The following is a 24427-nucleotide window of genomic DNA, read 5'->3' on the forward strand; positions in this document are numbered from 1 at the left end:
TGGTGTCTTTTTTTTACCATTTTGGCTGGGTGGCTAACTTAATTATAAAACGCGCGGTTTAAAATTATTTCTCAATTTTGTCAGTTAGTTCATTTACCCAACTTGGTGCACCGGCTAAATGATTGTCGGCACTCCGATGTTTCTTTAGGCCCTGTATTGGTTTGGGTGTTGAAAACAATTTTCCAGCGTCAAACACTCTATCGTGCCGAAGCACCGACTTTTTGCACTAAGCGCACGATTTACAACATGCTCGATGACGGTCGAATTAATTGGCAACGCCTAAGCTGTCAGCTAGCACAGCGGGTAATTGCTAGTTTGACTAAACGATTAGATGCACGCCATAGTGGCGCCTTAATCGTCGATGATACACTGATCCCACGCCTAAGCGCAAAGCAAACTGAATTGTTGGCGAACACCTTTGACCACGATAAAAGTCGCCATCTGACTGGCTTTCGTGGACTGACCATTGCTTGGAGTAACGGTCAATTGGTCCTACCAGTGACAACGGCCGTTTTATCATCCAAAAAAGCCTCAAATCGCGTTAGGGCACCAGCGTCAACGCTGGATTGGCGGACGCTATCTGGACAGCGACGGGCTCAAGCTATGCAAGAAATGCCAACTGTTAGCCTGGCCTTAATCAAACAAGCACTGGCCAACGGGATCAAGGCAAAATATGTCCTTTTTGATAGTTGGTTTACGTCATCTAAGCTACTGCTGGCACTTAAACGCCTTGGTCTAGTCGGTGTGGGTATGCTCAAACGGACCAAGAAAAGCTACTTTCGTTATTGGAGCCGAGAATACACGATTCCTGATCTGTATCGCCACTTACGCCGGTCAAACCGGCAAACGCACACACACTATCTGTACAGTTGTATTGTTAAGGCTGAACGGTCAGGTGTTGAGTTACCGATAAAATTAGTTTTCGTGACTAAAGCTCATCGAGGCAATGATTATTTAGTACTAGCGACCACTGATACGACCTTAACACCGACCAAAATCATTGGCCTCTATACACGGCGATGGCAGATCGAGAATTATTTTCGGGCAGCTAAGCAATATCTTCGTCTAGCTACCGTGCGGTTCCAAGATTACGATGGCCTTTGTGCGCATATGGCAATCACGATGATGGCTTACGATCTGTTGGCGTGGCAACAACGACATCAACCAAATGACCAAACATTGGGTGATATTTTCCATAATTTGAATACATTACTGCCAGTATTAGATTTGACGCTGGCGGTAACACAATTGCTCGATGGCTTATCCGATATGGTTCAAGCCGAGCCAAAAATTAGTACGCGCGTTACTACCTTGATTAATAATTTGTTTAACCAGTTAACGCCACAAGTTGGCACAATAATTGGCGCAGAACTGACGGACATTGGTATCTAATTTTATCGGTCTGATACCTAGTGTGACAAGGAATCAAGCTTGATTTGGGCTTTCATGATTTAGCTCCTAGCATCATTCCTATAATCGTGAGTCTTTATCCAAAAAGGCATTTAATACTTGCTTCCAATGGGGTATAGGTTACGCCGGATTTGTGATAGAGATAACAACGCCATTGGCAATTTCCACAACTTCATCATACTGATCAAATAATTCGCGATTAACATGGTGAGAGACCGAAATAATCATGCAGGGGAGTTCCAATAAATGCTTTTCCAATTTTAGGCTAAGATCTGGATCTAGTGCTGAACTAAACTCGTCAAGTAATAATACATCAGGTTTTGCCAATAAGGCGCGTCCTAATGCAATTCTTTGACGCTCGCCTCCAGATAGATCTTCTTCAGATATACTATCATTCATCAGATCAAATCTATCAGTTAAATTGTTTAATTCTAAAAAGTTGATCATTTGTTGCAACCGTTGATTATCAACACGTTCACCTAAGAACAAATTATCAGCGAGACTTGCTTGAAAGATAGCCGGAGACTGTGTTACAAGTTTAATTTGTTTGAATGATTTTCCAGAAAGGCCATTTATCGCTAGCTCACCATATTGTTCCCCTACGGTTACACCTGAAATTGCTCGCAATAAAGTTGATTTCCCAGAACCGCTTTTCCCAACGATTAAATACTTTTTCTTCTTTTCAAAAGTCAAGGAGAGGTCATGTAATACTTCTTTTCCGTCAATTTTTTGACCATAATGATTGAAGTTAACCGTTACAATCGAATCCATTATTACTTTAGCTTCAGTAGTTGGTTCGGTCGTATATGCTTGAACACGTTTTGCAATTGGTTCGACTTCACGCCGTGAGTATAGCAACATTGATAAAACCTCCATGGGTGCACCAAGAGTTGCAGCAATTTGAATCGCCGCTAGTAGTCCACCGATAGAGAGTTGATTCTTCGTAATCAAGTAGGCACCAAGTCCGATAATAACGAATGTTTTTGTGATTTGTAAGAAAGCATTGACTGTGTACGTTACTGTTTTAAAGTTGTTGGCTTTACCTTCAGTGGAAAGAATTGCACTGTTATCTTTTAGTAGTAGCCTCTTAAAATAGCCTCGTGCACCAAAATTATAAAGCGTCTCAATACCTTTTACGAATGAAGTGGTTCTTTTATTTAATATATCTTGAGCGTTTATTTGATCTTCGCGGTTTTTCTGGCTCTTCTTCGAAAAAACTTTCGGAAAAACTACAATTATTATGCTGATGATAATTATCACCACAGAAAGTGTTTTGTTAATTGTGAATAGACCAACCGATGAAAGTATGATCATACTAATGCAGTTGACAATATCGATTTCACCCTTGACGTATTGTTCAGCAATAGTTGAGCTACTAACGTTAATATCAGTAATCGCAGAAGATAATGATTTTTCTTGATACTTTCGATGTGCAAATAAGGAACGGACAACATTGATTCTGAAAAAATTTTTAACACGTTTGACTAAATCAAGGCTGAGAAATGTACTGATTGCTGAGAACGTTGCTTGAAGTACTGAACACACCAGAAACAGCCAAAAATAAATTCCAGAGATATTATGAGGATCAGTTGTAACAGCATTGATAAACCGTCCGCTGATCAGCGGTACTAATACAGAAATTGCACTCCATAAAACCGTAGCAACTAGTGTTAATAAATACCAGAATTTTATTTTAATTGATAAAAGTTTCACTGTTATCCTCCGTAAATAATTATTTTTTTAATTAATATTAAGCATTAGATATGTCAATTAAGTCTAATATACCGCAACAATATATCACATTATTAATTGTTTTTCAATAATCAATTCATAGTTTAATAACATTATTTGATGGTTTTCAAAGGATTATTATAATCTGTGATTTAATATTTTAAAATTTATTTGATTAGCATAATATACAAAACATTTATTGACAGTTAGTTTAATTGTAGTATTATTATCATTAATATTGCTTTTTATTGAGCAACTGCCCCGAGACCGCATTGAACACTTCACATAAGATTTAGGCTTGTCGTTTTAAAGAATTAAAGCACAGTATTAATTATTACTTCTTTTGCCAGCACCGATTATGGAGGAATTTATATGTTGAGTGAAATAAGAAAATACAGCAAAAAGAAAGGCTCACGTAAACAGATGGGAATGCCTTGCCCCGGTGGAACACCGTACAACATCATTCGGCCAATTATCAAAAACAAAAATTAGCAACAGAATTTAGTGTCCCAATTTGGTCTCAGGGGTACATAATTTTGCAGAGTAGGTGGAGTGTCATGTATTTTGACTTATCTAAATTTGCACTATTTCACTGGTATAAGGAGCAAATCTATGGAACCCTAATTAGTGGTGAGATTGTTAGATTTAATGTGGTAGAGTCCTATTTACTGGAGCTCTATTTTGAATCTGATAGTTGTAGTAATCTTAGAAGTAAACTGATTTCCTTGGGATTAACTGCCAATGAAACCGAAAAGTTTATTGCAAAGTTTTTGAATAATAATGAAAATTTTTTATCATTGCAAGATTGTGCATACTCGCTTCCTATGATTACTGGAGAGAAAGGAAAATCCTATCCACTTGAGTTTCATGTTTCGTTAACCAATAAGTGCTTTTTGAAATGTAAGCATTGTTATAAGGGGGATATTCTGAAACCAAAGGAATTAGACTTCAACAAGTTAGTTGATTTCCTAAATCATTTCATAGGTAAAGTACCGCTGATTACACTGTCTGGTGGTGAGCCGACTCTATACAGGCATTTCAATGAATTGATAGATGAGCTATCAAAGAACTTCTTAATATCATTCAGTACTTCTGGTTTCAAAATTGCCCCTAAAAAAGGGAATGCTCTGATAGAACTCGGCAGAAATGTACAAGTTTCCTTATATTATGACAATCCTCTAGAGCATGATAGTTTTACACAAGTAAAGGGCTCCTTTAAGAGCACCACCAACTTTATTCGATCATGCATAGCTCGTGGGCACCAAGTTAGTGTTACAACACTTTTTCAAAACGACACTAAAAAACTGTACGATACAATTGCATATTGTGCACAATTAGGTGTGAGCAATGTTGCGGTTGGCGAAATAACAAATATCGGGCGAGCATCTAATCAACATTTTTACGCCAAGGATTTTACTCGTGTTGTTAATAATGCTAAAAGAGATTTTGAGAATATTATTCCAATTTATTTTGAGGAACAAGGTGAAAATTTACAATTAAGCTGTTTGGGCTGTATTGCCGGAACGCTTCTTTGGTCAATATTTGAAGATGGGGATATTTATGGATGCGGAATCGGGAAAATAGACTATATGAAAATTGGAACAATAAATGAATTACCCATCGAACAAATTTCTGATAACTCTTCATTCTTGGAACGTATGCAAATAGCCACAGGAACAAGCAATGGAAGTAATCGAGTACAATGTCCGTTTAAAAAATAGGACTTCCATGAAAGAGAATTTATGTTAATCTAACAAAAAACGCTATCCATTTTCACAGACAGCGACACACGCCTCGACAGACTTCAAATTTTATTATCAATAACCTCCAAAATGACCTTCACGAAGGATTATCATCCTGAATATATCCGTGAAATCCCTGGTGTACAAGCATTTGAGAGAAATCCAAGCTCAAACCCCTGGCCACCCACTTACTGATATTAACCAGTAATCACGCAGCGTTAATTCGCCGTGGTTACTAAATATCATAAGGGAAGGCATTCCCTATTTCTATACAATTCAGAAATTTTTTATGCATTTACACAAGATATTTTACGCTCTCAATAAATACGACCAAAGCCGCAAGTCATACGTCAATCAAGCGTATGACGACTATTATAACAAATTTTAACGCAACCAAACCTGTTCCGGATTCATTATTTATGCAGGCAAGTCAGCCTGAATGATGTGGTTGGTTATGAAAAGTGACGTTCGATTGCCGCTTCGATCATTGGCGCATACCAAGTCTCATAGCCGATCACATTGAGATGAGTCCCATCCCCATCGCGGTCAGAGCCTTCACCGTTATACGAATAATCGGCAGCCATTTGGGGAATATTGGTGTTGATGCCGCCCTCGCGATACACATCCACGACATCAATCGCCCACTTCTGGCAAACATCGATGGCTAAATCGTGCATCTGATCCTGCAATGCCAGCGGATTATTGGCGATATGATGATTGGCAATATATAAAACTTGCGTGTGCGGATATTTTTGTCGTAGTTGTGCGCAGACATGCTCAAAGGCGCCATAGGGTGTGGTCAAATTATAGTCATCGTTAAAATCAGCAGTCAAATGACCCAATGGCGATAATCTAACACCAATCGAAGCATCATTGACTAAACCATCGAAGCAAATCAGCGCTGGCGTTTCAACGGGCGCAGACGTAATTTGCTGAGCGACATCCGGAATTCGATTGTCACTGGCATAACTATGATCGCCAGGCTCAGTCGGCATGATCGTCGCCCCATTTTCCGCGTATTTTTCTAAAATCATGCCTTCATGCGCCGCAGCTGCGTCCAACATCCCTACTTTTAACGTATGTCCCTTCACCAATGAATCGCCAAATGCGTATAACTTTCTCCCTGCTAATGCTTTAATTGTCATGATTAAACCTCACCTTAAATTATTGAATCGTTTTCATTTTACCGCAAATATAAAAAATTCACCCATTTTTCAATGGATGAATCTTTTTGATAATTGGCATAATGCCAGTGTAACCGAATTTATTTAAAAAATCGAGCCGAGGCTAGCTTTGCTTCCGGTTGCAAGACCTAGAGTTTCTTATCGATCAGCCACTGATGTTGCTCCGTCATGAAATTCACTGCGAAGACACAACAGAAGACCAGCAAAACGATCGTCCAAGCCGTGGACATCTGTGGGAAGATCACCTTAGGAATAATGACGACGAGGAATGCAGCAATCGCCCAGACCCACCGGTTAATCTTGATGCCTCGTTTCTTCAATGCCTGTAGCATTAAATGACTGGCGAAGAGTAATGCGATAAAAAAGATAAAGACTAGCAACCAATAAAGCATGTTTACACCTCAATCTATTGAAGATCACCTGTTAAAAAGTGATCCCTCACCTTGTTGTCGTTTATTACGATTAAGCATTAGCCGTTTCTGTGGTTGTTTCATCTTCGGCCTTGCCAGCTTCTTGAGCTAACATATGTTTGTCATATGCCTTGATGAATGGGTAGTAGATCACGGTTGCAATCACCATGTTGATCAGAATCAACACAACGACACGCCAGTCATTACCAGCTGAAAGATAACCACCGATTGGTGCTGGCAACGTCCAAGCTGGGATGGAACTGAATCCGTTGACTAAACCTAATTTAACGGCGAAGTAACTGATTGTTGTTAAGATCAATGGCACAATGTTGAACGGAATAAACATATATGGGTTCAGCATCATTGGTGCACCGAAGATCATTGGTTCGTTGATATTGAAGATGCCGGGAACAATTGAGAAACGACCGACTTCTTTTAAGAATTTGGACTTGCAGATGGTTAAGAATAAGATGGCAACAACTAAAGTTGCACCAGCACCACCAATGGTAACTGTCCACTGGAATAATTGTTCAGGTGCAATATTTGGTAATTTAGTTGCAGCAGTACCAGCAGCTAAAGCCTTACCGTTCTCATCCAACATGATCAACCACATTGGACGAACTAATGACCCAACAATACTCATCCCGTGAATACCAAATGACCACAACAAGTGAATCAAGAACATTGGCAGCAAAGCCCCAAATAAATTATTACCTAAAATGTTAGTTAATGGTCTGAAGAGCATTAATAATGCCGCGTTTAAATCGAAACCAGCGACATCACGAATCAACCAAACGGTCGTGATGATCAAGAAACCTGGAATTAAAGCTTCAAACGAACGTGCAACTGCGGGCGGTACTTGTTCAGGCATCTTGATCGTCACATTGTGTGTCTTGAAGAAGCGATAGACTTCAACGGCAAAGATCATTGAAACGATACCTGTAAACATGCCTGATGCACCGGTATAAGTCATTGGTAAAACAAAACCTAATGGTGCTGACTTCGGTGTCATCACATTAACTGGCATTTGGAACATGAAGAATGTTCCTAATGAAAGGATACCACCAGTCACGCTATCTAAGTGATATGACTTTGCCAAATCAGACCCCATGACGAATGTCGCATAGATGGCCATCAAGCCCATGGTCATTCGATATGGCAACACGATTGTTGCTGAATACGGTGCTAAGGCATTTTTCCAGGCATCAACGGGTAAATTGATGAACACCATGAAAAACGTCCCAATTAAAATCAATGAAAGTGAAGAAACAACACCATTACGAATTGCAAGCAGGTGGCGCTGCGTCCCAATTTTTGCCATTGGTGGCACAACTTTATCTTCGACCCATTTCATGACTTTATCCATGAAAATCACTCCTCCTAAAAAAAAGATAAAAAATTGCGAGAACATTTTTAGGCGTGTATCCGCCTTCAGAAGTATTATAACATGGTGAAATTTAATTTCAACATGTTTGACGAAAAATATTTTATTTTGATATTATTTTTTACGGCAATTTAGAAATGACGATCTGATCGACCATTCGAAGAGCCCGATGTCATCATCTTTTCGAGGTGCTTTTTTGAAACGTGAACTTGAAATTTTATTTCAACAAACTTTGCTTGTAGTCGCGAACCACTCGATGTGAAGCATCCAATGCCTTGGCGCTCTTATCGAAGCTCTTGCTAACAAAGAAATAAAAGATGATATCGATCAACATGAACTGAGCTAATAGCGAGTTGGTGGCCGCGATTCGATTAGGGCTCTCCATCGGTTGTGAGGTGTGAACAGAAATATCCGATAGCTTGGCAAGACTGTTATTACCAAAGCGAGTCAACGACGCCACCTTAACACCTTTTTCTTTGGCGGTTTGTGCGGCTAACAACACTTCTGGGGACTCCCCTGAATTGGAAATGATCCACAGAACATCATTTTTGCCAGCGTTGATCACTTTGGGCAATAAGGCATTCAGATCATTATCGGCAACTGTTGGATAACCGATTCGATTCCATTTTTGCGAAATATTTTCGACGGCCAGGTAAGAGGCACCAATACCGAAAATAAACAAACGCTGAGAATGAATAATGGCACTCACGAGGTGATCGACTTCATCCTCATTAACTTGATCAGTCGTTTCTCGGATCGACTGCAGCGCGCTAGACAATAATTTCTCTTTAATCGAACTGAGTTGCTCGTTCTTGGTAATATCCGCATTATCTTTCGGATCAGAATGATTCTTCGTCAGATCCGAAGATAACAGAATCCGCAATGTCGTAAAGCTGTCAATGTCCAACCTCTTCGTCAGACGAATCACCGAAGCCGGACTAGAATTCGACGCTTTGGCTAACTGCTTGATGGTCATCTTTAGAACCTGTTGTTGATGCTTCAAGATATAATCGGCAACTTTTGCCTCGGCCTCGGAAAGATCGCCCTTAGCATTTAAAATACGACCACGAACTGACATCAGCAAACCTCCTTCAAATTGGAAATCTCATTAATCAATAACTATCTTAAATCTTTCAATGCTGCCGCAATGAAGCCATTGTTCTTTGCCAAGGCAGCCACGGCCGTTTCATAATCAACTTCTGCGTTGATCATCACGATAGCCGTCTTGGGCTGTTGTTGTGATAACTCGAAATATTTCTCAGCTGTTGCACGATCAACGCCTGTTGCATCCTGGATGATTCGTTTTGAGCGGTCGATCAATTTTAGATTCGTCGGCTTCACATCGACCATCAGATTGCCATAAACCTTACCCAACTTGATCATGGTGGAAGTTGAGATCATGTTCAGAATTAATTTTTCAGCGGTACCCGATTTCATTCGCGTTGAACCAGTCACCACTTCGGGGCCGACAACAGCTTCAATGGCGAATTCCGCGTGTTCGCTGATCAGTGCTTGATGATTGCAGCTCAACGCGCCAGTTCCTGCACCAACTTCCCGTGCGTAATCCAGGCCACCAATCACATAGGGTGTGGTTCCACTGGCAGCGATACCTAAGACAAAATCATGCTGACTTAAGTTTCGCGCAACCAAATCAGCACGCCCGCCTTCAACTGAATCTTCAGCGCCTTCAACTGCTTCAGTCATGGCACGATCGCCACCGGCAATTAAACCTTGAACCATCTCCGGATCGGTCCCAAACGTTGGCACACACTCTGCCGCGTCCAAAACACCTAAGCGGCCACTGGTCCCTGCACCAATATAAAACAGGCGACCACCTTGCTTAAAACCATTGACCACGGCATCAACGATTTTCGCCAGTTCAGCCAGAAGCGCTGGCTCGCTGATTGCACGAGGCACCTGTTGATCTTCTCGATTGATCGTCGTTAAAATTTGTTGTGTCGACATCTCATCAATATGAGTTGTTTCCGGATTCCGCATTTCAGTTGTTCGTTTGATCATCTTAAGAACCTCTTTTTTCTATTTATTCATTAACCAAGTGAGAACATCGGCAATTTGTGCATCCCAATACGACCAATTGTGTTGTCCAGCACCGGTTTTGTAGGTGACTGACAAATGCAAGGACTCGGTCAAAAAACGATTGAAATCATCATTCGCCGGCTTCATAAAATCTTGGTCTCCGATGGCTTGATACCAGCGTAATTGTTGTAGCTGTTCGAGATTGGCTTGTTGTGCAAAGTCACGAAGTTGATCATGATCAGTCGTGAGATCGGTTTGCCCGAAAACTGCCTGATAATCTGGCATAATCGCAGGCACCACACTAAGATCCGTCACGGGTGAAATTGCTGCCACCGCGCTGAACCAACTCGTCTTCTTGAAAGCTAACTTCAACGCACCATAGCCACCCATCGAATTGCCAGCGACAAAGTTGTCAGCTGCTGCAGAACTGATGGGGAGCAACGCGCGCATTTGTGGCATCAATTCTTGTGTCAGGTAATCCCAATATCGCCCGCCCGCAGCCATGTTTGTATAAAAACTACGACCACCATCTGGCATGATCACGCAAAGTTGATAAGTGCTGGCTAATTGCTCCAGGTTGGTTTTCCGCTGCCAACAACTGCCATTGTCACCCAGACCATGCAACAACCACAATACCGGCAGTTTCTGCCCAGCAGTCAACCGATCTGGCAAGATGACTTGCACCCGTGTCTGATTGGCTAAGATCGTAGAAGAACGCATCAAATCCAAGAATGCCATAATTTACTTCCTAACTTTTTAAAAGGATATAGTCTATTTATAAAACAAAAAATCATTTTTTTCAATTAAAACTTGAAAAAAAATTCCACTAATTTATAATATGTGGTGTATCAAGCGCGTCAAATTGACGAATAGTCTTGATCAACACGCGCCTTTCAAAACGCAACTGAAGTCTAAAATTGAATTTTTATTTCAAAGGTAAAGAGGGTCTCAAATTGTCTTATGTCATTGGTATCGATAGTGGTGGCACCCATATTGTGGGCCAAGCACTCGAAAAAACAGGCCGGGTAATTTTTGAAACACAGAGCGGTCCTGGCAATATCTTATTGAATCAAGCGCAGACTTATCAAAATCTGACGACAATTCTGTCGACAATCTTCGAACAACTCGATCGTCGGGATTGCGAGCATATCCTCGTGGGCATTGCCGGCGTTGAAACCACAAATAACGCCGGCGAAGTGGCAACCTTCTTGACGGCTCATTTCGGCGTCAAAACGGACGTGATCAGTGATGCCCAATTAGCACTTCTGAATGGCCTAGAGGGGCAAGATGGAACGTTAGTAATCGCTGGCACCGGCTCAGTCGTCTATGGCCGTCAAAATAAAAAAATGATTCGGTACGGGGGTTGGGGATTCTTACTTGGCGATACTGGTAGTGCTTATCAAATCACAGCTAGTGCCATGAAGGAGATGCTTCACCAACACGACCAGCAAACTGCCAGCACCTTAACGCAGCCTTTATTGGCGATGCTCAAGGCAGCCGATGTTAAACAAGCGGTTCAAATTTATTACACCCTTCAGCGCAAAGACATTGCGGCTTTCGCGGTTAAAATTGCCGAGTTAGCCGAAAGCGGTAATGCTGAGGCGCGACAGATCTTGACACAACAAGCGTATGCCCTCGGAGATGAAGTACTGGGGCTCTATGCACACTATCAAGAACCGCTCCCTCAACGAATTGCGTTTTCCGGCTCGGTCTTGGTTCATAACACGACTTTCCGGCAAACACTTCTCAGCTATATTCAACAACACTACCCGGAAATTCGTGGCCACGTGGTTTCAACTAATAATGGGCGCGGTGCGATTTTCTGGGAAGCTTGGCAATAAAGTGCCGGAATGACAAGAAATTTTAATTTTTTTAAAGCTAGACCGCTAATTTTGATTCGGAGTGGTTCACTCACTGAAATCCACCAGGTATTCCAGAAGCTTCGACAGAAATAGCTTACATTAAGAATGAACGTTGATCGTTAAAATACAGCTAAATTGATATAGACCAATTTATAAATCTTGATTTCACGGCTTTGTATTCGTTTGCTTTCCGAATCGAACCCGTGTCATAATTAACCTTGGTTAAGCAAAAAGCACCATCTCGTCAGGATCGGCTATTTCCGATTTTCTCAACCTCGTTTATTAAATCAAAAGGAGTGATTCAATTGACAATGCGTCAATTAGGTTTATCGATTTATCCAGACCATAGTGACTTTGAGGCAGATAAGAAATACCTCGAATTAGGGCATAAATATGGCTTCTCACGCATCTTCATGAGCATGCTGGAAGTTCAAGGGTCACCCAAAGAAACAAAAGCTAAATATCAAAAAATCGTTGATGTTGGTAACAACCTAGGCTATCAAACCATCATCGATGTCGCCCCACGGATTTTTGACGAGCTAGGCATTAGTTATTCAGATCTGAAATTCTTCGCAGATCTGCACGTTGCTGGTATTCGTTTGGATCAAGGTTTTGACGGCTCAACTGAAGCTATGTTGTCATACAACGAATATGGGTTGATCATCGAATTAAACATGAGTAACAATGTGGATTACTTGAATAATATTATCAGCTATCAAGCTAACGAGTCGTTCATTTATGGCTGTCATAACTTCTATCCGCAAGTTGGGACTGCCTTACCATACGACTTCTTCATGGAATGTAGCCGTCGCTTCAAGAACTTCGGTATCCACACCGCCGCCTTCGTTGCCAGCCAGGTTGGTAACATGGGACCTTGGAACGTCAACGATGGTTTACCAACGATGGAAATGGATCGTCGCTTGCCAATTGATGTTCAAGCAAAACATCTATTTGCAACGAATGTCATTGACGACGTCATCATTGGGAATGCCTATGCTTCTGAAGAAGAACTCAAGGCCCTTTCCGAATTGAATCGCTATCAAGTTCAATTCCATATCGACTTTGTTGATGGCGTTAACGACATCGAGAAAAAAGTTGTTCTCAACCATCAGCATTTCCGTCGTGGCGATATGAATACCTTGGTTATTCGCTCAACAATGCCACGCGTTTACTACAAAGATGTCGCTAACAAGCCACATGATAACGAACAGGAATTCCAACGTGGTGATATCGTTGTGGGTAATGACGATTTTGGGATCTACAAGAACGAATTGCAACTCGTCCTCGAGCCTCATTCTGATCGTCGCAAGAACAAAGTCGGTTCGATTGCACCAGACGAAAAGATCTTACTCGACTTCATCAAGCCTTGGAGCAAATTTAAATTCCAAGCCTAATTTAAAATTGTTTCTAAAAGCTGAGAAGAAATTCTTAGCTTTTTTTGACTGCTCTAATGAAATAAACGAATTTAAAAATTATTCCAAACATAAAATCAACGAACAATATTTTTAATTAAATAAATATTGTTCGTTTTAATATTGATAATTAATCTATAATAGGCTATTATTAATTCATCAACTAGTAAAAGGAGAACAATATTGATGAATAATTTCTTTCAGCTCACCAAGAACCGAACGAAGGTCAGTACAGAAATTATGGCTGGGGTCACCACATTTTTCGCCATGTCTTATATTCTTTTCGTTAATCCATCGGTGCTCTCGCTGACGGGCATGCCGTCACAGGCGGTTTTCTTAGCCACAATCATTGCCTCAGCAGTCGGAACTTTATTCATGGGATTGTTCGCCAATGTCCCTTACGCACTCGCACCCGGAATGGGACTCAATGCATTCTTCACTTACACCGTTTGTTTTGCCTTAGGATTTTCCTGGCAAGAAGCGCTGGGTTTGGTTTTCATTTGCGGATTGATCAATATTCTGATTACGATCACTAAAATTCGTAAGTTGATCATCACCGCCATTCCCGAAACGCTGCAACAAGCCATGGGCGGCGGGATCGGCGTCTTCATCGCCTATATCGGTTTCAAGAATGCCGGCTTCCTCCAATTCACTTCTGAACCAAGTAGCATCACTAGCATCAACGGTAAGGCCTTTAGCGCCACTCAGACGACGTTTAAAGGTGGCATCACTAACATTATCTCTAACGGCGGCATCGTCCCTGCACTGGTCAATTTTTCGCAATCAGGCGCATTGCTTGCACTCATTGGCCTAGCTGTTGTCATCGTTCTCCTCGTTAAAAAAGTGCCCGGCGCGGTTCTATTAAGTATCATCATCGCCACCGTGGTCGGCATTCCCATGGGCGTCACTAATTTACATATCTCTGGGGCAAATTCACTTGGGAATTCCATCGGACAGTTACAAACCACTTTCGGTGCGGCGCTCGGTTCTAAGGGAATGGGCGCATTATTCGGCGATACAAGTCGCCTCCCGCTTGTGATCATGACTATTTTTGCCTTTAGTTTCTCCGACACCTTTGATACCCTGGGAACCTTTATCGGAACCGGTCGCCGTACAGGAATCTTTTCTGCGCAAGACGAGAAGGAAATGGAAGATGGCCACGGCTTCTCTTCGAAAATGGATCGCGCATTATTCGCTGATTCCATTGCGACTTCGATCGGCGCCATCTTCGGAACAAGTAACACCACAACTTATGTCGAAAGTGCTGCCGGAATTGGTGCGGGTGGCCGTACCGGTTTAACCAGCGTTGTCACCGCCATTTTATTCTTACTCAGTAGTTTGTTCGCCCCATTTATTTCCATCATTCCCACACAAGCCATCGCACCAGCACTGATCGCCGTTGGGGTCATGATGATGGGCTCGTTCAAAGAAATTGACTGGAACGATTTATCCGAAGCGATTCCAGCATTCATGTCCTCGATCTTCATGGGCCTGTGCTATAACATTTCTTACGGGATCGCCGCTGGATTCATCACCTACTGCCTGATCAAGTTGGTCAATGGCAAAGCCAAAGAAGTTCATCCCGTTTTATGGATCGTCACAATTTTATTCATCGTCAATTTCATCGTCTTAGCTATTATTTAATATTGACGACAAAAAAAGATCCAGCAACCGTAGAAATATTGGTTGCTGGATCTTTTTGCGTTCCCACTGATCATCGTGAGTTGGAATCAATGACTAAATCGACAACGATTGGAGCGGTTATCACTTAGGCATTGATTTCAGAACGACGAAATAATTTTAACTTAACGCAACATCCAAGATCATCATGATAATAAATCCTGTCATCACGCCGAAAACAGCCGTGTGATTTTTACGTTCAACACTTTGTTGTGCTTCGGGAATTAATTCTTCGACCACCACATAAATCATTACGCCAGCCGCAAATGCTAATGCATATGGCAAAATAACCGTCATCCAGCTAACCAACAACGCACCAATCACACCGGCAATAGGCTCAACGATTCCCGATCCCAAGCGCAACAGAAATCGCAGCCGCAACTGCAATCGCCGGATTACTCGCATGACTAACTGCACCAAAAGCTACACCAACCGCGAGCCCTTCAGGAATATTATGCAGTGTGATCGAGAAGACCAACAATACCGTTCGCCGTAAATACGATGGAAAATCGCCCTTGCTCTCTTGACGACCAATTGGCAAATGAGGTAACACGCGATCTGCCAAGTACAAAAACAGCCCCCCAGCACCAAAACCGATTGCGACCACTAACCAAGCAATATCGCCATTCGCTTCAGCCTGATCGTCGCAAGAACAAAGTCGGTTCGATTGCACCAGACGAAAAGATCTTACTCGACTTCATCAAGCCATGGAGTAAGTTCAAGTTCCAAGCCTAAGCAATCACAATTTTGATAAGCAGCAACTCAAAAAAGCAGCGTCAACAACCAATAAATTGGTCGTTGGCACTGCTTTTTGTCATCCAAAATACTTTTTTAAATCGACTTGAGATTGGATTAAATTAACTCAAAGCGACGTCTAAAATCATCATGATAATAAATCCAGCCATTACGCCAAATACGGCGGTGTGACTCTTCCGTTCAACACTTTGCTGTGCTTCCGGGATCAGTTCTTCAACGACCACATAAATCATTGCACCTGCCGCAAACGCGAGGGCATAGGGCAAGATAACGGTCATTCGGCTGACCAACAAGGCCCCAACAACCCCGGCGATGGGCTCGACAATTCCAGAGGCCTGACCATACATAAATGACCGCGCTCTCGAAAGCCCACCTTGACGCAACGGAATCGAAACGGCCGCACCCTCAGGGAAGTTCTGAATCCCAATTCCGAGTGCGACAGAAATTGCGGCCGCGATGGCAATCGCCGGGTTGCTCGCCTGGCTCACTGCACCGAAGGCGACCCCAACCGCCAGGCCTTCAGGAATGTTATGCAATGTAATTGAAAAGACTAATAAAACCGTCCGTCGCAAATACGAAGGAAAATCGCCTTTTGTTTCTTGGCGACCGATTGGTAAGTGCGGTAAGACTTTATCGGCTAAATACAGGAATAACCCACCGGTACCGAAGCCAATGGCAACCACTAACCACGCGATATCCCCATTCTGTTCTGCCTGGGAAATTGCCGGATCGAGTAACGACCAAAAGCTCGCCGCAATCATTACCCCAGAGGCAAATCCCAACATCAAGTTTAGAATATTCTTGTTAATACTCTTGAAGAAGAAAACCAGCGCAGCACCTAATGCTGTCATCCCATAAGTAAATAATGTTCCTAATAGAGCCTGTTGCCATGGTGCCAATTTGATAAAGAAATCAATCATCATGTTCACACTCCTCTACTAAACTTTACCATGCTTTAAATAAAAAATAAACAAAAAGGTTAGTTTAATAAAAGAGATAAATTAGCTTGGCCTAATTCTCTGTGCAGGCCCAGTTATTAGCAACTCTTTAGCCATTCACCACTTCGAAAAGTCGCGCGCAATTTTTTTTTTACACGTTATTTCGGCTTCTAATCATGGGTACGATGCCAAGCTTTGATCTGTTCAAGCCGCTTTGCAAAACGAACTTCGCTACCTTGATCGGTCGGTAAATAATACTCGTGTCCGACTAAATTATCAGGCATCGTTTGCATCGTCGTGATTTTATCGGTGGTATCATGCGCATACTGATAATCCTCGCCATAGTGCAACGACTTCATCAGTTGCGTTGGCGCGTTGCGAATTTGTAACGGCACGGGTTCGGCCTGTGTTTCTTGTGCGTCTTTCTTTGCAGCCTCGTAGGCTAAATAAGCCGCATTCGATTTCGGTGCTAGCGCTAAATAAACGACCAGCTGGGTCAGATTAACCGAACATTCGGGCATGCCAATGAAATGACAGGCTTGATAAGTTGCTACCGCCAATTCAAGCGCTCGACTGTCTGCCAAACCAATATCTTCACTCGAGAAACGCACCAAACGTCGCGCAACATACAGTGGGTCTTCACCTGACTCCAACATCCGTGCCAACCAATAGATCGCCGCGTCTGGATCACTATTGCGCATCGACTTATGCAAAGCAGAAATAAGATTGTAGTGCTCTTCGCCTTTTTTATCATAGAGCAGCGACTTCTTGCCCAGCAATTGCTTGAGATTATTCTGATCAACTGTTATCTGATCACCCTCGCGCTGACCGTTGAGCACTGCCATTTCCAGTGTATTCAGACCGACACGCGCGTCGCCATTGGCAAAGTTTGCAATAATCTGCAAAGCTTCCGGCGAGATCTCAATCTGTTGGTCACCATAACCCCGTGGATCCTTCAAAGCTTGTTGCAATAACTGCAGAATGTCATCGCTAGTCAAGGCTTGAAGCACAAAGACTTTCGTCCGCGACAACAACGCCGAGTTGATCTCAAAAGAAGGATTCTCCGTGGTGGCTCCAATCAGAATGATGCTACCCTTCTCAACGTATGGCAAAAAAGCATCCTGTTGTGCCTTATTAAAGCGATGAATTTCATCCACAAATAGAATCGTCTTCTCGCCAAACTGGAGATTCTCGTCAGCTTCTTTCATCACCTGGCGAATATCTTTAATACTGCTTGTCACCGCACTTAAGTTGATAAACTTCGCCTGGGTTTGTTGCGCAATGATCGAAGCCAATGTCGTTTTGCCGACACCTGGAGGTCCCCAGAAAATCATTGACGGAATATGATCGTGTTCAATTAATTCACGCAGAACTTTTCCCGGCCCAACGAGCTGTGACTGCCCAACAAATTCAGATAAATTCCGCGGACGCACTCGATTTGCTAACGGCTCGAAGTCCGCATCATTGGGACTAAATAAAGAGATATCACTCATATTGATCACCTATCTTTAGGACTACCCATCTTTCACCTCTAAGTATAACAGGGTCAACTAAAAATCACCTCAATCAAAAAATCAGTAGCCTCTATCGCCCGCGACAAGCCAAGGGTGAAAATAGACTACTGATCAAAAATCATCATTAATTATCGATTAAAATGTTCAGAAATAAGTTGTTGATCATGCTGATTAAGCGAGCGAATTGGACTTGGACGATGAAACTTCTGCCAATTCTGCCAAAAATCAAATTGATGGATAAAATCTTGTAAGAAATTCAGCGAATTATTCTTGACCAGAACATAGGCCATCGTTGCCAGGCCATTATCGACTTTCTCCGGTGCCTCTTCATAAGCAGCAACTGCAGATTGGCGAACTCCCTCTGGATCGGCACGATATTGATCTCGGAAGCCGAGCAATTGAGGCTGCCCTAGTAAAGATTCAATGGTAAAACCACTAAAGTCTGCAGAAAGCCCCGTATCTTTCCGCAATAATTCGTAAAAGAACATGAAGAAAGAGAGTCGATCAGTCATCGCTAACATGTCTGGATCTTCATTGGCCAACCAGCCAACCACATTCATTCTTTGATTATTTTCGGTCATTTTGACCTACCTCCCGCAATAAAGAACTTTTTCATTCGTCTCTATCATAACGCAGTTTCACAAGAATGTATGCACTTGCAAACCAAAAAACGCGCCACTTGATCGATTCGATTCACGAGCTGAGCGAATCGACTTGTTGCTTGCTCATTGGTGCCATTGACGAGTCCCTCGCCAAATTCTGTGTTGCGCTATTCCCGACAATCATCCTCCAAATCCTCTTCATCCGCCATCATCTGCTGCAAGAGTTCATTCACATTTGGATCCTGTGTGGTAAAGTGTTGATGCCAATAAGCTTCGATCGTATTACGCTCGATACAAAAAACAGAAAGTGCTTGGGTTTCATCGAGGTGATAGATTGTTTTTAACCCATCGATCACCTGATTTTGAAAGTCGTCAACATCTTGAATTTTCGTTGCCATTGTCATCTGTCAATTCCTCCACATCAAAGAATGACTTCATTGTAGCAGAAAACAATCAATTGTGGGGAAATATTTATCAGTTAGCAACAAATGATGTCCATCTTAATCGCACCTGACATGCGGATCACAATGATTCATGAACATCTTGTCATCAATGAACCAAAAAAGAGCACTGATTTCTCAGCACTCTTAATCATCAATCACTTAATGATTAGCAAATCTGGTTGCCCAAAGTTTGCATTTCTTCTTTTAATTCAGCGTCCGTCTTTTCGGGTGCTTCGTATTTAGTGACTGAAACAGCACCATCGATGATGCCACTGTTGTCTGATAAAACGAGAAAACCCATTTTATAATCAATATTTAAGCCATCCGTTAAATAAACAAGTTCTGGTTGACCCGTGTATAACTTCAAGTTGAGGTTGTTTTCGAGTGGTTCATCAAACTCTGGGTCCAATTGATCGGTCACAACGAATTGGAACTTGCTGCCAATCGTACATGAGCCACCTAAGTTAGAAAATTTATTTGAGCCATCATCGAGCGCCAATAACACAACGTCATCAGGTGAAATTTTATTTGCTAAATAATCTTTGGCTGCATCTTTAATTTTTATTTCCATCATGAACACCTCACATTTTTATTTACATATTTATCGTACGACACTTACAAAAAATAAGCAATAAACTTGCTCAATTCAAAAATCGCCATCACAGTCAGAATAAATTCTGGACCTTCGACAGCGATTTGAATTGAGATTCTCACTGAACTGAATTGAGCGATAGCCGCACTACCTCAATAACTGGGTTGCCAGTAAAAAGTGATCAGTTCACCTGCAATGCTAAATTAATCATGTCATTAAAGGAAGTCTGCCGTTCTTCGGCCGTCGTTTCTTCACCAGTGATCAGGTGATTGCTGACGGTCAAGATTGACAATGCCCGGCGATGGAATTTTGCAGCTAATAGGTAGAGTGCAGGTGTTTCCATTTCTGTTGCTAAAACGCCGTAATCGATCAACTTTTGCCGATCCATTTCGTCATTGTAGAAGCGATCTTCGCCTAAGACGTTGCCCACATGCCATCTGATGCCGTCTTTCTCGGCCAACTCTGCAGCTTGCGACAAGAGGCGGTAATCAGCAATCGGTGCAAAATTAATGCCAGGGCCAAACGTGTTCGTCACAATTGAGGAATCGGTTGAGGAAGCCTGTCCTAAAACGATATCGCGCACTTTGATATCTGGGCCTAAACCACCCGCTGTGCCGACACGTATCAAGGTTTGCACATTATATTCTTGAATCAACTCATTCACGTAAATCGAAATCGAGGGAATTCCCATACCGGTTGCTTGTACCGAAACTTTTTCGCCTCGATAGAGCCCTGTATAACCATAGCAATTACGAATTTCATTGTAACGATGCGCATCCATCAAGAAATTCTCGGCAATATATTTTGCACGCAATGGATCTCCGGGTAATAAAACTTTTTCGGCAATGTCACCTTTATTGGCACCAATATGTGTACTCATCAGACGCCTCCTATTGTAATTGAGCTAAGAAACTCTTACCAACGCCGTTACCAGCAACTTTGAAGTTATCCAACACAGTTGCGCCAAAATCTGAGAATGGCGAACGAATGCCGAGTGAACCAGTACCGGTACTTGGCGAATAAACCACAAGTGGCACATATTCACGTGTGTGATCTGTCCCGGTATAAGTGGGGTCGTTGCCGTGATCAGCCGTGATGATCAACAAGTCATCATCATTTAACTTTGGTAACAATTCGCCTAGACGCTCGTCAAAAGCCATCAGTGCTTCACCATCACCTTGTGCATTCCGGCGATGACCATACATCGCATCAAAATCAACCAAGTTCGTAAAACAGAAGCCAGTAAAATCTTGATCAGCGGCCGCAATTGTCTTGTCCATACCATCCATGTTGCTCGTCGTATGCCAACCTTGCGTGATACCATGGCCGGAGAAGATATCGTTAATTTTACCAACGCCCAAGACATCGAAGCCAGCTTCCTTCAAACGATCAAGATCTGTCGGCTCTGTTGGCTCCAAGGTGTAGTCATGACGATCGCTACTACGAACGAAATGATCTTTATCGGGGCCACTATAAGGACGTGCGATCACACGCCCCACATGATATTCATCGATGGTAATTGAGCGGGCATATTCACAGATTCGATAGAGTTCTTCAAGTGGAATAATATCGGTGTGTGCCGCAATTTGTAGGACAGAATCACCGGAAGTATACACGATCAGCGCGCCAGTTTTCATCTGTTCTTCGCCGTAGTCATGAATAATTTCAGTCCCAGAATAAGGTTTATTCACAATGACTTGACGGCCACTGAAGTCTTCGATTTTTTTGATCAACTTCTCAGGAAACCCGTTCGGGAAAAAGCCCAAAGGTTTAGTGACAGGTAATCCCATCATCTCCCAATGACCATCCATGCTGTCCTTACCGGCAGAAATTTCGAACATCTTACCATAATAACCAATTGGCGCATCGATAGGTTCCGCACCCAAGATTGGCGCATCCGTCCGAATATTTCCCAAACCGAGTTTAACTAAATTAGGGACATTAAATTTACCCTGCCAAAATTCACCAATATGACCAAGCGTATCGGCACCAGCATCGGCGAACTTAGCAGCATCAGGAGCCTCCCCAATACCAATAGAATCAAGAACGATACCAAAAACACGTTTAAAACGATAATCAGCAGTCAAAAAATGACCTCCTTTTTTATAAGTTGTGAGTCCTCCAGGGTTGCTTTTGAGCATTAACACGAACAACACAGGAATCCCGCTTTTGGATTCAGGTGTTGTTTGCGTTGAGCGGAACACGCTGCCTGACACGAACACGTTAAGTTGTGATTTAGTCAGGGTTGCTTTTGAGCATTAACGATGATTCAGGCGTGATTCGGCTACGAATCTCACCTGAATTGTTGTTAAGCGGAAAAAGCATGACTAAATCACACGTTTTTATAAGTTGTGAGTCCTCCAGGGTTGCTTTCGCGTGGCTACTTCTTTGCTGCTTCGTATTCCTTCATGATAGCGACAGAAGCACTTGCCCCAATGCGGTTCGCGCCTGCATCAATGACGGCGCGTGCGTCTGCTAAGCTATGAATGCCGCCTGAAGCTTTGACGCCGATTTCGGCACCGACAGTTTTACGCATAATGGCAACATCGTGTGCATTGGCACCACCCGTTGAAAATCCAGTTGAAGTTTTAACAAAATCAGTCCCACCAGCAACGGCTAATTCGCAAGCTTTCGCCTTTTGTTCGTCGGTTAGAAGTGATGTTTCAATGATGACCTTTAACTTTGCATCGCCAGCATGAGCTGCACGCGCCACATTCTGAATATCTTCTTGAACCGCTTGATCATGTCCAGCAATTAATTCGCCAATGTTGATCACCATGTCGACTTCTGTGGCGCCGTCGTGGAGAGCTTGTGCAGTTTCGGCAACTTTAGAAACAGTCGTTGTCGCACCCAGAGGGAATCCAATGACTGTACAAGTCGTCACGCCGGTTCCTTGTAATTCGTTCGCGGTTAATTTAACCCAGTAAGGATTGATGCAGACAGAAGCGAACCGATATTCCTTTGCTTCCGCAATAATTTTGCGCACCTCATCCTCGGTTGCGTCTGGTTTTAATAAAGTGTGATCGAAATACTTTGCAAAATTTTCCATGAAAACTCTCCTTTGACTATCAGAATACAAAGCGGCAAAACTTAAATACCTACCTGCATAATATCATGACAACGCTTAAGAAAACAGTTATTCATCAAATTTTCTTTCGTGATCAACGGTGAATCAAAAAAGATCGTTCCCATTTTGTGAGAAATGGGCACAATCTCTTACGTAATCACACGTTTGTTTGTTGGCTCAATCTAGTAATAGGTGACTTTACCAAGAATGACGGGTTTGCTGGCACCAGTTGCGCTGGGCACATTGCTGGATTGTTGATGTAAGGTTTGATTACCCAAAATAGTCATCGCAATGGCTTCCTTCGCGTCTGAAGAATAGCCGAGATCTTCTTGGATCATGACTTTGACCTGTGGTAATTCTTGGGCAATCATTCGCACCAGCGTCGGATTATAGCTACCGCCGCCACCGACGATCAATTCCGTCTCGCCAATCGCGAATTGATCGATAGCTTGGGCAATTGACTTGGCTGTCAGGGCCGTTGCTGTGGCGATCCAATCCTCTGGTGCTAAGTTTAATTCCCGATACGTTGTTAATAGCCGCGCCACGTATTCACGACCGAAGTCTTCACGACCTGTCGTTTTAGGAAATGGTTTGGCAAAATAAGGGTGCTCCAATAGCGTCGCCAATAATTCGGGGTCAACATGTCCAGCTGCCCCGTGCGCGCCGTCGCGATCAAATTCTTCACCTGGATAAAAGTGTCGGCAGAGTTCATCGATCACCATGTTTCCGGGTCCCGTATCAAAAGCAGTCAACTGATCAAGTTGGCCATGTTGTGGAATCACGGTTGCATTGCCGATCCCACCAATGTTCTGCAAAATACGCGTGCAATTTTCACTGCGATACAAAATATATTCTGAGTAAGGTACAATTGGTGCCCCTTGACCACCAACCGCCATATCACGCGGACGGAAATCCGAAACGACAGTCGTTTTTGTCAGCTCACTGATCACCGCCGACTCGCCAATCTGCAAAGTGGAAGGCACGCGTGTGGTCTCTTTCGGCCGTGGCAAATGATAGATGGTTTGACCATGTGAAGCCACAAATCCTAGCGTTTCACTGTCGATGCCATATTCCTGACAGACTTTAATTACGGCTTCGCCAAAAAGACGACCTAGTTCAAAGTTGAGGCTGCAAATTGCTTCGACATCAGAAGTTTCAACAGATAACGCCGCTTGAATTTTCGCCTTTATTGCTAAACTGAACGGGTAACTCGCAAATTTTAGTTGTTTGACCCGTGTTGATTCATTGACGCCGGTAATTTCAACCAGCGCTGCATCCACACCGTCCAAGGATGTCCCGGACATTAAACCGACTGCTAACATAGCTTACGACTCCTTTATGATGACTCACGAAGTTTCTACTTCTTATTGTAAGCCCAATCGACCTAGACCACCTTACAAAATTGTTAGTTGGCACGCCACAATGTTCGCTTTTTCAAACGCGATTCAAAATCACTTGCCCTATGATAATCAGTGTAAGCATTAGACTAGCATTCGATGTCAGGAGGCTGTTTATGGACGATAAAAACCACAAACAAAACCAACATGAAGTCAGAAGCTTTGTGTTGAAAACCGTTTTTTATTTCGTCGTTATTTTTCTACTGATGTATCTTTACAGTTACGTCGGCGTTAATGGCGGACACTTTATCTATAACGAGTTTTAA

Annotated in this window: 22 protein-coding genes and 2 pseudogenes; 7 read left to right on the forward strand and 17 right to left on the reverse strand. The window is 42.7% G+C overall.

The features are described from left to right. The first annotated feature begins 66 nt into the window (after positions 1 to 66). Positions 67 to 1392, forward strand: a complete 1326-nt coding sequence (locus FC15_RS02260) for an IS4 family transposase (RefSeq protein WP_420835678.1) — start codon at positions 67 to 69, stop codon at positions 1390 to 1392. A 138-nt stretch (positions 1393 to 1530) separates the two neighbouring features. Here the strand turns inward: FC15_RS02260 and FC15_RS02265 are convergent, their stop codons facing one another. Next, positions 1531 to 3123, reverse strand: coding sequence for an ATP-binding cassette domain-containing protein (locus FC15_RS02265; RefSeq protein ID WP_057823587.1), 1593 nt, complete (start codon positions 3121 to 3123; stop codon positions 1531 to 1533). 575 nt (positions 3124 to 3698) lie between these two features. On the opposite strand from FC15_RS02265, the gene FC15_RS02270 reads away from it, so the two are divergent. Continuing rightward, entirely contained in the window at positions 3699 to 4862 is a 1164-nt protein-coding gene (locus FC15_RS02270; RefSeq protein ID WP_057823588.1) for a radical SAM protein, read from the forward strand. A gap of 473 nt (positions 4863 to 5335) precedes the next feature. Here the strand turns inward: FC15_RS02270 and FC15_RS02275 are convergent, their stop codons facing one another. The 6 genes from FC15_RS02275 to FC15_RS02300 form a co-directional block, all read right to left on the reverse strand. Next, positions 5336 to 6028 carry a hypothetical protein gene (locus tag FC15_RS02275; protein WP_057823590.1) on the reverse strand — a complete coding sequence of 231 codons (693 nt, stop codon included), beginning with the start codon at positions 6026 to 6028 and terminating at the stop codon, positions 5336 to 5338. Positions 6029 to 6195: 167 nt separating this feature from the next. Then, the gene (locus FC15_RS02280; protein ID WP_057823592.1) at positions 6196 to 6459 is read right to left on the reverse strand and encodes a hypothetical protein; all 264 of its coding nucleotides are present in this window, start codon (positions 6457 to 6459) and stop codon (positions 6196 to 6198) included. A gap of 70 nt (positions 6460 to 6529) precedes the next feature. Beyond that, positions 6530 to 7843, reverse strand: a complete 1314-nt coding sequence (locus FC15_RS02285) for a PTS sugar transporter subunit IIC (RefSeq protein WP_057823594.1) — start codon at positions 7841 to 7843, stop codon at positions 6530 to 6532. Positions 7844 to 8078: 235 nt separating this feature from the next. Beyond that, positions 8079 to 8939, reverse strand: a complete 861-nt coding sequence (locus tag FC15_RS02290; RefSeq protein WP_057823596.1) for a MurR/RpiR family transcriptional regulator — start codon at positions 8937 to 8939, stop codon at positions 8079 to 8081. A gap of 41 nt (positions 8940 to 8980) precedes the next feature. After that, the gene (gene murQ, locus FC15_RS02295; protein WP_057823598.1) at positions 8981 to 9880 is read right to left on the reverse strand and encodes an N-acetylmuramic acid 6-phosphate etherase; all 900 of its coding nucleotides are present in this window, start codon (positions 9878 to 9880) and stop codon (positions 8981 to 8983) included. Between the two features lie 18 nt (positions 9881 to 9898). Further along, the gene (locus FC15_RS02300; RefSeq protein ID WP_057823599.1) at positions 9899 to 10636 is read right to left on the reverse strand and encodes an alpha/beta hydrolase; all 738 of its coding nucleotides are present in this window, start codon (positions 10634 to 10636) and stop codon (positions 9899 to 9901) included. A 215-nt stretch (positions 10637 to 10851) separates the two neighbouring features. Between FC15_RS02300 and FC15_RS02305 the strand changes: the two genes are divergently transcribed. The 3 genes from FC15_RS02305 (at position 10852) to FC15_RS02315 (ending at position 14816) form a co-directional block, all read left to right on the forward strand. Beyond that, positions 10852 to 11739, forward strand: a complete 888-nt coding sequence (locus FC15_RS02305; protein ID WP_057823601.1) for an N-acetylglucosamine kinase — start codon at positions 10852 to 10854, stop codon at positions 11737 to 11739. Between the two features lie 326 nt (positions 11740 to 12065). Beyond that, positions 12066 to 13154, forward strand: coding sequence for a DUF871 domain-containing protein (locus FC15_RS02310; protein WP_057823603.1), 1089 nt, complete (start codon positions 12066 to 12068; stop codon positions 13152 to 13154). A gap of 204 nt (positions 13155 to 13358) precedes the next feature. Further along, positions 13359 to 14816, forward strand: a complete 1458-nt coding sequence (locus FC15_RS02315) for an NCS2 family permease (RefSeq protein WP_057823606.1) — start codon at positions 13359 to 13361, stop codon at positions 14814 to 14816. A gap of 156 nt (positions 14817 to 14972) precedes the next feature. Here FC15_RS02315 and FC15_RS08960 read toward each other — a convergent pair. Continuing rightward, a pseudogene (locus FC15_RS08960) lies at positions 14973 to 15492 on the reverse strand (ZIP family metal transporter); the annotation flags it as partial. Between FC15_RS08960 and FC15_RS09310 the strand changes: the two are divergent. Continuing rightward, positions 15492 to 15587 (forward strand): annotated as a pseudogene (locus FC15_RS09310) (phospho-sugar glycosidase domain-containing protein); the annotation flags it as partial. The pseudogenes FC15_RS08960 and FC15_RS09310 sit on opposite strands and share 1 nt — an antisense overlap. A gap of 122 nt (positions 15588 to 15709) precedes the next feature. Here the strand turns inward: FC15_RS09310 and FC15_RS02330 are convergent. The 9 genes from FC15_RS02330 to anmK form a co-directional block, all read right to left on the reverse strand. Next, positions 15710 to 16528: a ZIP family metal transporter gene (locus FC15_RS02330; protein ID WP_057823651.1), complete on the reverse strand. Its 819-nt coding sequence runs from the start codon at positions 16526 to 16528 to the stop codon at positions 15710 to 15712. A gap of 188 nt (positions 16529 to 16716) precedes the next feature. Next, positions 16717 to 18039: a replication-associated recombination protein A gene (locus tag FC15_RS02335; RefSeq protein ID WP_057823612.1), complete on the reverse strand. Its 1323-nt coding sequence runs from the start codon at positions 18037 to 18039 to the stop codon at positions 16717 to 16719. 149 nt (positions 18040 to 18188) lie between these two features. Continuing rightward, positions 18189 to 18641 (reverse strand): hypothetical protein, encoded by a 453-nt coding sequence (locus tag FC15_RS02340; RefSeq protein ID WP_057823614.1) that lies wholly within the window; start codon positions 18639 to 18641, stop codon positions 18189 to 18191. 188 nt (positions 18642 to 18829) lie between these two features. Beyond that, positions 18830 to 19066, reverse strand: coding sequence for a hypothetical protein (locus tag FC15_RS02345; RefSeq protein WP_057823616.1), 237 nt, complete (start codon positions 19064 to 19066; stop codon positions 18830 to 18832). Positions 19067 to 19271: 205 nt separating this feature from the next. Further along, positions 19272 to 19676 carry an iron-sulfur cluster biosynthesis family protein gene (locus FC15_RS02350; protein WP_057823618.1) on the reverse strand — a complete coding sequence of 135 codons (405 nt, stop codon included), beginning with the start codon at positions 19674 to 19676 and terminating at the stop codon, positions 19272 to 19274. A gap of 202 nt (positions 19677 to 19878) precedes the next feature. Then, the gene (deoD, locus tag FC15_RS02355) at positions 19879 to 20577 is read right to left on the reverse strand and encodes a purine-nucleoside phosphorylase (protein ID WP_057823620.1); all 699 of its coding nucleotides are present in this window, start codon (positions 20575 to 20577) and stop codon (positions 19879 to 19881) included. Between the two features lie 10 nt (positions 20578 to 20587). Beyond that, entirely contained in the window at positions 20588 to 21784 is a 1197-nt protein-coding gene (locus FC15_RS02360; RefSeq protein ID WP_057823621.1) for a phosphopentomutase, read from the reverse strand. Between the two features lie 293 nt (positions 21785 to 22077). Then, positions 22078 to 22746, reverse strand: coding sequence for a deoxyribose-phosphate aldolase (gene deoC, locus FC15_RS02365; protein ID WP_057823622.1), 669 nt, complete (start codon positions 22744 to 22746; stop codon positions 22078 to 22080). A gap of 200 nt (positions 22747 to 22946) precedes the next feature. Further along, the gene (gene anmK / locus FC15_RS02370; RefSeq protein WP_057823623.1) at positions 22947 to 24086 is read right to left on the reverse strand and encodes an anhydro-N-acetylmuramic acid kinase AnmK; all 1140 of its coding nucleotides are present in this window, start codon (positions 24084 to 24086) and stop codon (positions 22947 to 22949) included. Positions 24087 to 24277: 191 nt separating this feature from the next. On the opposite strand from anmK, the gene FC15_RS08965 reads away from it, so the two are divergent. Further along, positions 24278 to 24427, forward strand: a complete 150-nt coding sequence (locus FC15_RS08965) for a teichoic acid D-Ala incorporation-associated protein DltX (RefSeq protein WP_083479054.1) — start codon at positions 24278 to 24280, stop codon at positions 24425 to 24427.

The organism is Lapidilactobacillus concavus DSM 17758 (assembly GCF_001435835.1).
In the GTDB taxonomy this organism is placed as follows: domain Bacteria; phylum Bacillota; class Bacilli; order Lactobacillales; family Lactobacillaceae; genus Lapidilactobacillus; species Lapidilactobacillus concavus.

Bases quoted from the DNA above. Each gene is read 5' to 3' on its own strand.
- deoD (WP_057823620.1), bottom strand. From the start codon at position 20,577: ATGAGTACACATATTGGTGCCAATAAAGGTGACATTGCCGAAAAAGTT.
- FC15_RS02280 (WP_057823592.1), bottom strand. From the start codon at position 6,459: ATGCTTTATTGGTTGCTAGTCTTTATCTTTTTTATCGCATTACTCTTC.
- FC15_RS02290 (WP_057823596.1), bottom strand. From the start codon at position 8,939: ATGTCAGTTCGTGGTCGTATTTTAAATGCTAAGGGCGATCTTTCCGAG.
- FC15_RS02340 (WP_057823614.1), bottom strand. From the start codon at position 18,641: ATGACCGAAAATAATCAAAGAATGAATGTGGTTGGCTGGTTGGCCAAT.
- FC15_RS02300 (WP_057823599.1), bottom strand. From the start codon at position 10,636: ATGGCATTCTTGGATTTGATGCGTTCTTCTACGATCTTAGCCAATCAG.
- FC15_RS02350 (WP_057823618.1), bottom strand. From the start codon at position 19,676: ATGGAAATAAAAATTAAAGATGCAGCCAAAGATTATTTAGCAAATAAA.
- FC15_RS02345 (WP_057823616.1), bottom strand. From the start codon at position 19,066: ATGACAATGGCAACGAAAATTCAAGATGTTGACGACTTTCAAAATCAG.
- FC15_RS02270 (WP_057823588.1), top strand. From the start codon at position 3,699: ATGTATTTTGACTTATCTAAATTTGCACTATTTCACTGGTATAAGGAG.
- FC15_RS02285 (WP_057823594.1), bottom strand. From the start codon at position 7,843: ATGGATAAAGTCATGAAATGGGTCGAAGATAAAGTTGTGCCACCAATG.
- FC15_RS02330 (WP_057823651.1), bottom strand. From the start codon at position 16,528: ATGATTGATTTCTTTATCAAATTGGCACCATGGCAACAGGCTCTATTA.
- FC15_RS08965 (WP_083479054.1), top strand. From the start codon at position 24,278: ATGGACGATAAAAACCACAAACAAAACCAACATGAAGTCAGAAGCTTT.
- anmK (WP_057823623.1), bottom strand. From the start codon at position 24,086: ATGTTAGCAGTCGGTTTAATGTCCGGGACATCCTTGGACGGTGTGGAT.
- deoC (WP_057823622.1), bottom strand. From the start codon at position 22,746: ATGGAAAATTTTGCAAAGTATTTCGATCACACTTTATTAAAACCAGAC.
- FC15_RS02275 (WP_057823590.1), bottom strand. From the start codon at position 6,028: ATGACAATTAAAGCATTAGCAGGGAGAAAGTTATACGCATTTGGCGAT.
- murQ (WP_057823598.1), bottom strand. From the start codon at position 9,880: ATGATCAAACGAACAACTGAAATGCGGAATCCGGAAACAACTCATATT.
- FC15_RS02315 (WP_057823606.1), top strand. From the start codon at position 13,359: ATGAATAATTTCTTTCAGCTCACCAAGAACCGAACGAAGGTCAGTACA.
- FC15_RS02335 (WP_057823612.1), bottom strand. From the start codon at position 18,039: ATGAGTGATATCTCTTTATTTAGTCCCAATGATGCGGACTTCGAGCCG.